This is a genomic window from Pseudocalidococcus azoricus BACA0444 (genome assembly GCF_031729055.1).
GTDB classification, from domain to species: domain Bacteria; phylum Cyanobacteriota; class Cyanobacteriia; order Thermosynechococcales; family Thermosynechococcaceae; genus Pseudocalidococcus; species Pseudocalidococcus azoricus.
Genome location: NZ_JAVMIP010000012.1, coordinates 84,879 through 98,704, shown reverse-complemented (window position 1 = coordinate 98,704; position 13,826 = coordinate 84,879). Strand labels below are relative to the sequence as shown.

The following is a 13,826-nucleotide window of genomic DNA, read 5'->3' as shown; positions in this document are numbered from 1 at the left end:
AAATATTTACATCAAGTCAATGGAAATAAGCCAGAACAAGAATGGCCAATTTACTGCATCAAATTAGCTCCATATGCACCGGAACAAAATCCGATTGAAGCAGTGTGGCTGCAAGTTAAAAACTTCTTAAGGAAGGTGTGGCACTTATTGAAGACGTTTAAAATTACAAAATATCTATTTGAACTGTTTTTAGGTTATTTTGTTCTCCATTCTTCTCATCTGACTATGTATGGTATTTTCTCATGAATAATTACTGTTTGCTATAGATTAAATAAAGCCTAAATTTCCCAGATCATCGAAAAATTCGTGCTAGAACAAAGCTAAGACTAAAAAATGCCTGTCCTTTGAATAACTGGTTTTTAGCATCATGGTTATGACACCGACCACCCCAGGCCAAGCACTTCCAAATAATCAATCTCTTAGTCCCTACGGCCCAGCCCGCGCCACCATTACCGGAAATCCCTTAACTCCTGAAGAAGTCAAACTGATGGATGCCTATTGGCGGGCCTGTTGTTATCTTATTGTTGGGATGATTTACCTCAAGGATAACCCCTTACTCCGAGAGCCGCTGCATATTGATCAGATTAAAAAACGCCTCCTCGGTCATTGGGGCTCCAGTCCAGGCCAGTCGTTTATTTGGACACATCTGAATCGGGTTATTAAAAAATACGACCTGGATATGATTTACCTCTCGGGGCCGGGTCATGGTGCGCCGGGAGTGATTGCGCCGGTTTATCTCGATGGCAGTTACTCGGAAGTCTATCCAGAAAAAAGCGAAGACGCCCGGGGTCTCAAAGCCTTCTTTAAGCAATTCTCCTTCCCCGGTGGCATTGGCAGTCATTGCACCCCCGAAACCCCAGGCTCGATCCATGAGGGCGGCGAACTGGGCTATAGCGTTTCCCATGCTTACGGCACAGTGTTTGATAATCCCAATTTGATCTCAGTCGTGGTTGTCGGGGATGGCGAGTCAGAAACCGGGCCCCTAGCGACCTCGTGGCACAGCAACAAATTCCTCAACCCAATTACCGATGGAGCAGTGCTGCCAATTCTCCACTTGAACGGCTACAAAATTAACAACCCCACGATCCTGTCTCGGATTAGTCATGCAGATCTAGCGGCACTGTTTCAAGGCTATGGCTACGAACCCCTGTTTGTCGAAGGCTCAGACCCAGAAACCATGCACCAGGCCTTGGCCGCAACCCTAGATTATGCCATCGAAAAAATCAAAACCTATCAAGCCGAAGCTCGGAGCACCGGAGTCGCCAAACTGTACCGTTACCCGATGATTATTTTCCGCACTCCCAAAGGTTGGACAGGCCCGGCGGAAATTGACGGGAAAAAATTTGAGGGGTTTTGGCGGTCGCACCAAGTTCCGATGGCTGATGTTGTCAAAAATCCAGCCCACCTGCAACTGCTCGAAGACTGGATGAAGAGCTATAAGCCGGAAGAACTCTTTGATGAAAACGGTACTTTGATCCCGGAACTCAAGGCCCTCGCGCCCAAGGGTGAAAAACGGATGGGGTCTAACCCCCACACCAATGGCGGCCGGATTTGTAAGGATTTACGGATGCCAGATTTCCGCGAGTATGGCATTCCTGTAGAAAAACCAGGCACATTTGAAGCCCCGAATACCCAACCTCTCGGTGTCTTTTTACGGGATGTTATGGCCCGGAATATGACCAACTTCCGGGTTTTTGGCCCCGATGAAAACACCTCCAACAAACTCAATGACATCTATGCCGTGAGTAAAAAAACTTGGCTGGCTGAATATCTGCCGGAAGATGCCGATGGGGGTGAGTTGGCGACCAATGGCCGGGTGATGGAAATGTTGAGTGAGCATACCCTTGAAGGTTGGTTAGAGGCCTATTTACTGACTGGAAGGCATGGCTTTTTTGCCACCTATGAGTCCTTTGTCCATGTGATTGATTCGATGTTTAATCAACACGCCAAATGGATTCAAAAAGCGGCAGAATTGCCTTGGCGGGCCCCGGTTCCCTCCTTAAATTTACTGATTACTTCGACAGTGTGGCGGCAGGATCATAATGGCTTTACCCACCAGGATCCGGGCTTCTTAGATATTGTCACCAACAAAGATCCAGAAGTCGTGCGGATTTATATGCCCCCGGATGTGAATTCCCTCCTCTCCTGTGCCGATCACTGCCTCCAAAGCAAAAACTATGTCAATGTGATTGTCTGTGATAAGCAGATGCATTTGCAGTACATGGATATGGATGCGGCGATTGTTCACTGCACCAAAGGGATTGGGATTTGGGATTGGGCCAGCAATGACCAGGGCTATGAACCCGATGTTGTTTTAGTCGGTTGTGGTGATATTCCGACCCAAGAGGCGTTGGCGGCCAATGTCATGCTCCGGGAAGCCTTTCCTGACTTGAAGATTCGCTTTCTTAATGTCGTCGATTTACTCAAGTTACAACCGGATACGGAACATCCCCACGGCCTGAGTGACCGAGATTTTGATAGTTTATTTACCCTTGATAAGCCGATTATCTTTAACTTTCACGGTTATCCTTGGCTAATCCACAAACTGGCCTATCGCCGTCACAATCACGTTAATCTCCATGTCCGGGGCTATAAGGAAAAAGGCAACATCAACACCCCTCTAGAGTTAGCAATTGAGAACGAGGTAGATCGGTTTAGTATTGCCATTGATGTGATTAACCGAGTGCCGAAACTAACAGTTGCCGGAGCCCATGCTAAGGAGAAATTCCGCAATCAACAAATTGCAGCTGCTAACTACGCCTTTGAACATGGCATTGATCCACCAGAAATTGTCAATTGGCGTTGGCCGTTGTAGATGTTAATTCCCAGGCCTGGCTCCACTCTATTTACCCTCACTTTGAGCATCAGCAGATCAACGGATTTAGAAAATAGGAAATGAACTGGGCCTAGGTATTGTTCAAGCACAACATTGTATGACAGATTCATTCGTACAGAAAAGCTATGATTTGATCACTGTTCACGTAGCAAGATATTCTATATATGTTAACTCTGGAGCAACTTGAAGCCGCCATCCTCACTCTCTCATCTGATGAGTTTCAACAATTAAAGAAGTGGCTTTTTGATGTGGATTATCAGCGTTGGGATGAGCAGTTAGAACAAGACATCGCCAACGGTAAATTGGAGGGTTTGGCAGAAGAAGCCATTGCTGAGTTTAAGGCAGGGCATTGTCGCCAAATCTGATGCACTACACAACTAAAAATATGAGGCTATCTGCATCCGGTGAGCTTGGTCTTTCCGAATCTTAGAAGTGCTGCACCGCAGTCGATAAACAGATCCATCCCAAGTCGGGGCCTGGTTACTCAGTCAATATCAGTCTGGGTGATTGGATAGAATTGATGACTACAATCATGTGCCTTTCGCTTAACTGAATGGATGATATTAATTAAACAACTTGAAGAACATAAAGTCTATAACCATAAATGTCGCTAAACTTTGTAAATTGTTCCGTCTCTGTTTCAGTTTCATGGATAAAGACCTGCATAATCAGGGTAATTTTGACCTGCTTCATCTGCTCCCAAAGGGGGTCATGATTAATTATTAAGGTACAACTTTAGCTCCCAACTCGAAGTTTTTATGGTTATCAGCAGACAGAATCGCTGCCCAGGCCAAGCAACCACCCTGAACGTATAAAACTACAGAGAATATTCTATACTGAGCTTAATTGTGGATTTTTGCTTAATAATGCGATGATCCCCCTGCGTCTAACCTTACAAAACTTTCTCAGCTATCACCAGGCCAGTTTGGACTTTAGCGGCTTACAGTTGGCTTGTATTTGTGGCCCCAATGGTGCTGGAAAATCATCCCTATTAGAAGCCATGGCCTGGGCGGTATGGGGACAAAGTCGGGCCATTAATGAAGATGATCTGATCCACAGCGGTCAAACAGAAGCCCAAGTTGATTTTGTTTTAGAAATTCAGGGGCAATGTTATCGAATTATCCGCACTCGCCGCCGAAACCAGGCCACCTATTTGGAGTTCCAGGCCCGGATTGAGGCCACTGCCAACATAGGCGACCCATCAGGATTTCGGAGTTTAACCGGCCGCAGTTTACGCCAAACCCAAGCGCGCATTTGCCAACAGATTCATTTGGACTATGAAACCTTCATCAATTCGGCCTATTTACGTCAAGGGCGCGCCGATGAATTTATGCTCAAACGGCCGGCCGAACGTAAACAACTCCTAGCCGATTTACTCAAACTGGATCACTATGAAACCCTAGCCGAGGCCGCCCGTGATTCTGCCCGTCAATATAAAGGTCAACTTGGGCTATTAGGGCAAAACCTCAGCCAAATTGAAGCCCAACTCACGGGTTTAGAAGATTTAGCCTGCGAAAAAGTTAGCCTAGAGCAAAAAATTCGAGCTTTACGGCAACAGCTTGAACACCTCCAGTCCGAGCAACAAAAACTAACCGAACTGTCCCAAAGCCGACAACTCTGGCAGCAACAACTGACTTGGGCCAACCAGCAACAGACTCATCTCCAAGCAGAACTCACCCGCCAGTCACAAAGTTGTACCACAGCCCAGGCCCAACTCCAAAAACTGCGCCCCCTCCTCCAGACCCAAGCTCAAATCCAGGCCGGTTATGATTATTGGCAACACCTGCAAACCCAGGATCGCCAGTTAGCAGAAAAAGCTACGGTTTATCGGGGCCTGGAAACTCGCCGCCAAAACTTGCAACAAGCCCTCGACCAGGCCAGCCTGACGCTCCATCAACAATTACAAACCTGCCAATCTCAACTCACCCGCCTAGAACAGCAACAGGCTGATTGTTTAAAAGTTATCAGTAAAGAAGCTGAAATCACAGCCGCGCTCCAAAACCTCCACACCAGCAAGGCCAAGCTGCACGATCTTGACGACCTCCAAAATCAAGCCTTTCCCCTCCTGCAACACCAACGCCAACTGGAACTCGAACAGGAACGCGCCCACTCCCGCCTTGTCGCCCGCATGGATGAATTACGCCACAATGCCCGCCAACTCCAGCAACAACAGGCCGGCCAGCCCCAACTTCAACAAGCGGTTTTAGAAGTCACCAGCAAAATCTCCCATCTCCAAAAGCAACGGGTGTATCTGCAACATCTGCAAGACAAGGGCCTGGAACGCCGCCGCTTTATGGAACAACTCCAAGATCGGCAACGGGATCTCGAAACTCAACTGGGACAATTGGAGCAAAAAATGCAACTGTTAACGGTTCCAGATGCCTGTTGTCCCCTCTGTGATCGGCCATTGGATGAATTGCATTGGGCCTTGGTCAAACAACGCCATGAGCAGTCTCAACAAGATCTGCTGGATCAAATTTGGGTGATTCGGGAACAGTTAGCGGTGTCCGAGCGGGAAATTCAAGTCCTGCGTCGGGAATATCGCGAGGTTGATCAAGAACTGAGTCAACTCCATCAAGTCCTAGAGCAGCGGGGCCGCCTCGAAGCCCAATTAGGAAATACTACGAGCTTGGAAGCACAGTTGCATCGCATCTTTAACGAAATTCAAACCCTTGAATCCCAACTCCAGCAGCAGCAACAGGTCCAAAATCAGGCCCCCGAATGGCACACCCTGACTACCCAGTTGACCGCCCTCAACTATGACGAAAAAACTCATGCCCTGGCCCGAGGCGAAGTCGAACGGTGGCGTTGGGCCGAAGCTAAACAAGCCGAACTGAACCAAGCCCGCCGCCAACTCCATCACCTGGAACAACAACTCCCGGCCCTGATCGCGCATCAAAATCACCTCCAAACGGAACTTAAGACCCTCACCACCAACTCCGACTTAGCTCAAGAATTGCAAACCATCCAGGCCCAACTGGACGCGCTTGACTATGACCCCACCGCTCACCATCAACTCCAGGCCCAACTGCGGGACTATCAGCCTTATTTACTCCAATGGCAAGAACTGACCCAGGCCCAGGCCACGGCTCCCCAACTTCAACAGACCATCCAAAATCTGGCCATCGCCATAGACAAGATTAAAGAGCAAATTGCAGAGACGGGAAATCAAATCAAACACCTACAAGCCCAACTCCATCACAGCCAAGATACCCCCAGCCGCCTTAAGCAACTTGCCGAGGAAATGAACCAGGCCCAAACTAATCTAGAAACCCATCTGGCCCACCTCGGTCGTCTCAGCCAACAACAACAGCAACACCACCAACTCCAAACCCAACTGGGCCAACTCCAACAACAACAGGCCCACGCCCAGTCCCAACTGCAAATTTATCAAGAACTGGCCCAGGCTTTTGGTCAAAATGGCATTCCGGCCCTGATGATTGAAAATCTTTTACCCCAGCTAGAAGCCGAAGCGAATCATCTTCTTGGGCGGTTAACGGGCAGTCAACTCCACGTCCAGTTTGTCACCCAAAAAGCGGGCCGAGGCACTAAATCCGTTGGTGCAGCCTTCCGTAAAGAACCCAATAAGCTGATTGATACCCTGGATATTTTGATTGCTGATACCCAAGGCACCCGTCCCTATGAAACCTATTCTGGTGGGGAAGCTTTTCGGGTCAATTTTGCGATCCGGTTAGCTCTTTCACGTTTGTTAGCTCGTCAAAGTGGGAGTGAACTGCAACTGTTAATTATTGATGAAGGGTTTGGCACCCAAGATCAGGAGGGTTGTGAACGGTTAATTGCCGCCTTGAATAGTATTGCCCCAGATTTTGCCTGCATCTTAGCCATTACCCATATGCCCCAACTCCAAGCTGCGTTTCAAACCCGGATCGCTGTCACTAAAACCACGGCCGGATCACAACTGACGTTGATTAGTTAAGCGAATTTATAAATCAAAAGAAGCAGGTAATTAGGGTAACTTGGCCTGGTAACGATAGTAAATCCATCCCGCCGCTAGACAAAGGGTCGTATTCCCAAATAATGTTAAGCCGGCCTGGACAACCACAAGCCACTCAAGTTGAACATCGTTGTTATAGTAATGCCACGTACAAGCACACATCGCACTGATTAGGGCCGGTAACATCGCCAAAGCTAACCACTTCCAACCTTGTTGCGGATGTAGTTCCCCAAATCGCCAAATCAAAACAATCGCTGCCATCCACTCCAAAACGCTCGAAATATGAATCACCCAGGTGGGAATTGATAATGCTTCCATAATGTCTTGACTGCTCACCTTTTATAGCGTGCCATAAAGTGCTGCCCATTGAGGACTAAATTAAAGCTATGTGTATCCATCATTGAAAGAGATTAAACTAATTAACAACAATTGGTTAAATCATATTCATATCCACCTCTTTTAATGTAAAGAATAGCGTTAAAGTGATTCTTAAATCTTGTCTGCGAATTTTGTTGATCTGTTCGAGGAATTGCTACCTGTGTACAAATAATAAAACAGAGCTTTTTTATTTTCTTGGAATCACTAGAAATTTCATGAATTGTAGATTCTATTTGTTTGATTGCACCCGATACATCTCTACCTTTAAGTTCGATATAAATTTCCACATGAGTACAAGGCACTAAGCCATAATCACATCGGGGCGTTAAGTTATCATTAATAGCGCATCCATCAATCTTAAGTTTGTAAACTTGCCGTTGCTCAGGATTGAGGAAATTAATTTTACTCTTGTTTTCTTGGATGGGTATTATTTTGTCTGATAACCATTGTTCGCAACCGGGAAATCTTTTCATTGATCGTCTAAATTAAATCAAGAAGTTCATCAAACTGAATTGCTAAGTCTTCAGAAACCGAGTCAATAATTTGGGCATCGATCAAGCCTGTTTCAGAATTAATAATATTTTGACAACGACCCTCAGATAAAGAGTAGGCAGCCACATCAGCCGTATGGAGTGACTTATATTTTGGGAGAATCTCTTCAAGTTTCTTTTGGGTACTCTCATCAGCCGTTTCATAGATTTGCCCGGCCTGGAGGAGGTTATTAATTGCTGTTAGGACATAAGGGCTGTGAGTTGTGATAAAAAGCTGTAACTTATCCTCACAAGAGTTGAAAACTGTAGCCATTAACTCGATAATATTTCTTTGAGTACTTGGAAAGAGATGCGCTTCTGGTTCTTCAACATAAACTGTGTAGCCAAGTGAACTAGGGGCCATATGCGGTAGTGCCTCTAAGATAATTGTTAAAGGAAGAAGCTCTTGTTGACCAGATGATGCATTAGTTATGCTTACTTTCCTTCCATCACTATGAAGCAGAAAATCTTGGCCATCCTGGCGAATATATTTAGCACGTAAAGAATCCTCAGCCAGTTTCTTAATTTCAGATTGAGATTTTTGCTTCTCTATGGATTTATAAATCCGATTGTGAAAAGACTCGCGCAGATCCTTAATGTCTTCATAACTTAAACCAAAAGAGAGCAAAAATGGATCAACATTTATCTTTTGCGAATAAAACAAATATAAGTTTCTATTAAAGATTGAAAAAAACGAACGACCAGATAAAATATATAGTTGATCAAATTTTATGTCTTTCTTAAAATGATTGCTTAGGTTGTGAAAAAATTCACCTTTGAATTGTTTTGAAATAACATAAAGTTTACTAATTTTATCGTAGTTTTCGTATTCCTTGTTAATCAAGAACTTTCTACTTGTCATTATTTCTAAATCTTCTGAAGACTTATCGAAAAAGTTGGAGAAATAGGGTGAATAATCTAATGATACTCCTGCGTTTTGATTCTCGTTTCTATTAATACTTATAAATTCATTAGCAATTTCATATTTGATATAAAAATCATTTTTGCTCCATGAATTCCGTGGAAAATATTCAGTAAATTTCCGAGAATAATCAGTATCTAAATCCTCTTTCGTGTTTCCACCTTCGATAATTAAAGACATTTGACTAAAAAAGCTTTTGAAATAAAAGAGTAACTTAGCACAAATACTTTTGCCACTGGTTTCTGAGCCAATGAGAATGTTGATTTTCTTGACTTCAATTTCTAGCTCTTCAATGCCTGCAAAGTTTTTGATAATTAGCTTTTCGGTCATAGCTTCACCCTTTGTCTAACCAGCTTAACTATCTACACCAGCAATAGGGGCAAAGCCTTGACGTTGAACATTTTCGGTGACGACCCGTGGCTCTAGGAATTGTAATAAATAATCTTGCCCGCCTGCTTTGGAGCCAATTCCTGACAGTTTGAATCCCCCAAAGGGTTGTCGATCTACGATTGCCCCGGTAATCCCTCGGTTGATATAAAGATTTCCGACTTCAAACTTGGCCTGGGCCTGGGCAATGTGGCTGGGAGTGCGGGAATATAGGCCTCCAGTTAAGGCGTAGTTCGTGCCATTGGCAATCTCTAAAGCGTGTTGGAAATTCTCAGCTTTGATGACTGCCAAAACCGGGCCAAAAATTTCTTCTTGGGCAATGGTTGCTGTCGGAGCCACATCCGTAAAAATCACCGGGCCAATGAAGTAACCAGGCCGGGGAGAGGGCATTTCTAAAGCTAAACTGCATTCTTCTTGACCTTTGGCAATGTAGGCCTGGATTGTTTTTTGAGCCGACTCACTGACCACAGGCCCCATCCCCGAACCGGGTTCTTCCGCGACTCCGACATTGATGGATTTTGTCGCTTCAATTAAGCGTTCAACAAACGTGGCATACACTGGCTCCAGGACAATCACTCGCGAACAGGCCGAACATTTTTGCCCACTGTAACCAAAGGCTGAATGGACAACCCCCGCCACGGCCTGGTCAAGATCTGCACTTTCGTCAATGATGATGGCGTTTTTGCCCCCCATTTCCGCAATTACCCGTTTGATGTGCTTCTGGCCAGGCCGGAGTTTGGCGGCTTCTTCAATAATCCGACAGCCCACAGACTGAGACCCTGTAAAGGCAATTAGATGAACAGCGGGATGATTTATTAAATAACTACCAACCTGAGAACCAGGCCCCGGCAAATACTGAAACACGCCAGGGGGCATTCCGGCTTCTTGGAGAATTTCCGCCAGTTTAGCCGCAATCACCGCAGAGGGTGCAGCCGGTTTGAGGATGGTGCAATTTCCCGCTACCAACGCCGCCACAGTCATCCCAGTCGGAATCGCAAAGGGGAAGTTCCAGGGAGAAATTACCACCGCCAGGCCCCGCGGCTGATAGAAATAGTGATTGGTTTCGCCGGGAAAATTACGGGTATAGCCCCGATCCAACCGTTCCATCTCATCGGCATAGTAGCGGCAAAAATCAATCGCTTCCGAGACTTCCGGATCGGCTTCTTCGACTACTTTTCCGACTTCCAAGACCATCCAGGCCACGAGTTCTGGGCGTTTTTGCTCCATTAAGTCAGCAGCCCGGCGGAGAATAGTAGCGCGTTCGGTGGCCGGGGTATTTTTCCATCCCGGAAAGGCGGCTTGGGCCGCTTGGATCGCTTGTTCGGCCTGTTCTACGGTAGCTTGGCCAACTTGACCGATGATTTCACTGGGATTGCAGGGATTCACCGAGTGATCAAAATGCAGCGTGTTGACCGGCTCACCATTGATGATCGGCAGATAGGTTTTTCCCAGGTTTTGGCGCACGGTTTGGAAAGCAGCTTGGATGGCTTGGCGGGCCTCGGCCTGGGCGTAGTCGGTATCCGGGGAATTATGAAAACTTGATTCTTTCTCGGCGGTGGTGTGGACATCAATTAAATCAAAGTCATTACTGGGAATTGGGGGGGCAATCAGGGCGGCGACATCCACATCCCCTAAACTTTGGCGCAGGAATGAACTATTGGCCGTGTTTTCTAAGAGGCGGCGAATCAGATAGGCCATCCCTGGAATTAAATCACCATAGGGACAATACACCCGCACCCGTTGCCCCAGACCTACCAAGGCTTTAGCCAGTTTATCGGCCATCCCATACAAGACTTGGCATTCAAAGGCCTCACTGGGGACATTCAGGGCGCGGGCAATGGCGATGGCTTTGGCTTGAGAGCGGACGTTATGGCTACCAATGGCAGTTTTGACGACGGCATGATGCTCTAGTAAAAGCTGGGTGATTCGCTCATAGTTGACATCCGTATCGGTTTTGTGGCTGTAAACCCTCAGCGGCCAATCTTTCTGGACAGCTTGGATCGTTTCTTGATCCCAATAAGCCCCTTTCACTAACCGCACCGTCACCGGATAATTTCGCTGTTGCAACCAGGAAATGACGTTTTGGGCATCTTGATAGGAGTCCCGCAAATAGGCCTGGAGGGTAATCCCAATATCCGTGCGGTCGCGAAATTCTGGCTCCAGTAACAGGTCTTGCAAAATCTTCAGCGTGCTGGCTTTGTAGCGGTATTGCTCCATGTCAAAGTGAATCGCTACCCGATGTTCCTGGGCCTGGCGCAGTAATAAACGAATTTGTGACCCGACTTTTTTGGCACTGCCCGCTTCATCGAGGGGATCAAATTGGGAATAAAAAGCGGTTAATTTCACCGAAACTTGGGGTTGTTGCGCGACTGTCGCTTCTCCCAGGGTTTGAATTAAATCCAGATATTTTTGAAAATAGGCCTGACTTTCCCGCTCCGTAATCACCGCTTCCCCGAGAATATCAATCGTAAAGGCCATGCCATTTTTCTTGAGGCGATCAATAGTTTTCAGGACTTGGGGCGTGCTTTCTCCGGCAATGTATTTATGGGCCAGGGCCTGGACAGCGGTGGTAAACGTTGTTGCTGCTAATTGACCGGGCATCGAATCCGCTTGAGCAAAATTGAGCAGGCTTTTTAGTCCCCCCGGTAACTCCACGCTGGAATCACTGAGATATTCCTGGAGATGGCGGGCAATTTCGGTTTTGCTATGGAGCGAGGGTAAGCAATCAATCAGCCGAAACAACTGCACCCGTAACCCCGGATGTTCCATTGTCCACCCCAGGAGTTTGTCGTCTAAGCGAGCTTGATCTCGGAGTTGGCTAAAAAAGTTCCGGTTTTCTTGGGTGGCAGCAAATAGTTCTTGGGCAATGGCCTGGGTGGCTGATTCGTAGATACTCAAAACAATTCATTCAGTGAGGATGTTTATATTTTCGCCTAAAATCAGCTTGGCTGCTCTATGTTCGCCACGGGAGAAAGTCCGAGAAATTGGTGGCGAATTATTCCTAAGCCCAAGGCCGCAATCGGTAAGCCTAAAATCACAAACTCCCAGGCCTGGTGAAATCGAGATAACGTTAACGGGGAGGCAGCGGGGTCTTTGATAAATATTTCAGCTTGGGACAAATCGGCCTTGACCTGCTCCTCGGATAACGAATGCCCAAATTCCAGGGTTTCTTGATGATTGCGGAAGTCCAGACGATAAACCGGATCGCTGTCTGTATTTTCCCCCAGGCCCAGGCCAACCGACTGAAGATTATCGAGGGTCACCCTCTTTAGCACCAGCCACCAAAGGACTTTATATTCTTTCAGGCAATCAATCCGCTGCACTTGATTTTGCTGACAAGTGACTAACTCGGTGTGGGGCAGGCCAGACCAAACAAAAACTATTCCAACTGCAGTCAGAGTCGCTCCAGTCAGTAGGCCGGCTAATCGCTGTAGGGGGGAGAGCGTATTCAGATGGCTAATGTCCCCGCCGGATAAATACCGGGTTCCAAGGGCCGATCCACCAAGGAAGCCTGACCAATCACTGTTCCCTCTGGCACAACCGCCTTGGCCCCAATCTTCACCTTCTCGCCAATATAGCTTGGCCCCTTAAGAATGGCCTGGGCATGAACTTCTGCGGTCGGCGCGGCCCAAACCTGGGGGGCAATTTCAGTCGCGTACTCGGCAATCGGATAGGGCATAATTCCCGCCAAGCTATCGAGATGGGCCTGGTAATATTTCTGGGGTGTGCCTAAATCCTGCCAATAGCCCTCCCAAATCAAGGCCGCCATTCGCTGTGACTGGGCCAGGAGTTGGGGGAAAACTGTGCGCTCAAAACTTAAGGGCTGGCCATGATCGTACTGGGCAAAAATCCCTGGCTCGAGGACATAGGTTCCAGCATTAATGGTGTCAATGCCCAATTCAGCCGCCTGCTCAGGGGTGGGTTTTTCCCGAAAAGCAACGACTTGATTCCCCCCCCCTTGAGTTTCGGCTAGCTCAACCAGGCCAAAGGCGGTCGGATTAGTCACACGGGTTAAAGCTAGGGTGGCCTGGGCCTGGGCGGTGCGGTGGCAGTCGATCAATTCTTGCAGGTCTAAATCCGTCAAAATATCGGCATTAAAGACCAATAACGAGTCACCGGTAAAATAGGGTTCCGCTAACTTCATCGCCCCGGCCGTATCTAAGGGAGTTTCCTCACGCAGATAACGAATTTGCACCCCCCAGGCCCCGCCATCGCCAAAATAGTCTTCAATCTGGTGCGCGTGGTAATGAACATTAATCAAAATATCCGTAATCCCCACAGCCCGACAGCGATCCACCATCCAGGCCAAAAAGGGGCGATCTAATAAGGGCAACATTGGCTTGGGCGTGGTTTGGGTCAACGGGGCCATACGCGTCCCTTTACCACCCGCAATAATCACAGCCTGCATAGAACTGACTAATTCCCACGCACAGTACGAACTCAGTGTATAGCATTAGATAGGCTGGAGCAGCGGTATGAGAAGAACAACCTATAGGTTATCCAGGGGTGGCCAATGTCCTTAACCAGCATCTATTGCCGATTTGATCCAGTTTCCGGCCGACTTAACTTTGGCATTTCGATCCCTCTACCTTGGTCACAGCACCCCAGAGAAATGTTAATCTCCTAAGATACTAGATTAGGTATATAAACTCATTGCCGATCCTTTCCACCTTAGAAGCTCATTTCTCAACCATTCCAGTCAGTTATCCACCGGTCAATTCTGCTTTGGTTTTTCCAGAACATTTACCCCCATGTCCCCAATCATTAAGTCCAACGTCACCCCAGTTCAGGTGTTATGTCGAATCACTCCCCTAACGC

General features: G+C 47.2%; 9 protein-coding genes and 1 pseudogene. 4 read left to right on the top strand and 6 right to left on the bottom strand.

Features of this window, described 5'->3' with window-relative positions; translation table 11 throughout:
- The 4 genes and pseudogenes from RIF25_RS11755 to RIF25_RS11740 all read left to right on the top strand — a co-directional run.
- Positions 1-246 (top strand): annotated as a pseudogene (locus tag RIF25_RS11755) (IS630 family transposase); the annotation flags it as partial.
- Between the two features lie 121 nt (positions 247-367).
- Positions 368-2,815, top strand: coding sequence for a phosphoketolase family protein (locus RIF25_RS11750; protein WP_322878731.1), 2,448 nt, complete (start codon positions 368-370; stop codon positions 2,813-2,815).
- Positions 2,816-3,000: 185 nt separating this feature from the next.
- Positions 3,001-3,201, top strand: a complete 201-nt coding sequence (locus RIF25_RS11745; RefSeq protein ID WP_322878730.1) for a hypothetical protein — start codon at positions 3,001-3,003, stop codon at positions 3,199-3,201.
- A 506-nt stretch (positions 3,202-3,707) separates the two neighbouring features.
- Positions 3,708-6,773 carry an SMC family ATPase gene (locus tag RIF25_RS11740; RefSeq protein ID WP_322878729.1) on the top strand — a complete coding sequence of 1,022 codons (3,066 nt, stop codon included), beginning with the start codon at positions 3,708-3,710 and terminating at the stop codon, positions 6,771-6,773.
- Between the two features lie 30 nt (positions 6,774-6,803).
- Here the strand turns inward: RIF25_RS11740 and RIF25_RS11735 are convergent, their stop codons facing one another.
- From RIF25_RS11735 to RIF25_RS11710, 6 genes are all read right to left on the bottom strand, one after another.
- Positions 6,804-7,109, bottom strand: coding sequence for a DUF2499 domain-containing protein (locus RIF25_RS11735; RefSeq protein WP_322878728.1), 306 nt, complete (start codon positions 7,107-7,109; stop codon positions 6,804-6,806).
- A 101-nt stretch (positions 7,110-7,210) separates the two neighbouring features.
- Entirely contained in the window at positions 7,211-7,642 is a 432-nt protein-coding gene (locus RIF25_RS11730; RefSeq protein WP_322878727.1) for a hypothetical protein, read from the bottom strand.
- 7 nt (positions 7,643-7,649) lie between these two features.
- The gene (locus tag RIF25_RS11725; protein WP_322878726.1) at positions 7,650-8,951 is read right to left on the bottom strand and encodes an AAA family ATPase; all 1,302 of its coding nucleotides are present in this window, start codon (positions 8,949-8,951) and stop codon (positions 7,650-7,652) included.
- A 24-nt stretch (positions 8,952-8,975) separates the two neighbouring features.
- Positions 8,976-11,906 carry an L-glutamate gamma-semialdehyde dehydrogenase gene (pruA, locus tag RIF25_RS11720; RefSeq protein ID WP_322878725.1) on the bottom strand — a complete coding sequence of 977 codons (2,931 nt, stop codon included), beginning with the start codon at positions 11,904-11,906 and terminating at the stop codon, positions 8,976-8,978.
- 41 nt (positions 11,907-11,947) lie between these two features.
- Positions 11,948-12,271, bottom strand: a complete 324-nt coding sequence (locus tag RIF25_RS11715) for a hypothetical protein (RefSeq protein ID WP_322878724.1) — start codon at positions 12,269-12,271, stop codon at positions 11,948-11,950.
- A gap of 185 nt (positions 12,272-12,456) precedes the next feature.
- The gene (locus RIF25_RS11710) at positions 12,457-13,416 is read right to left on the bottom strand and encodes an NDP-sugar synthase (RefSeq protein ID WP_322878723.1); all 960 of its coding nucleotides are present in this window, start codon (positions 13,414-13,416) and stop codon (positions 12,457-12,459) included.
- Positions 13,417-13,826 lie beyond the last annotated feature (410 nt).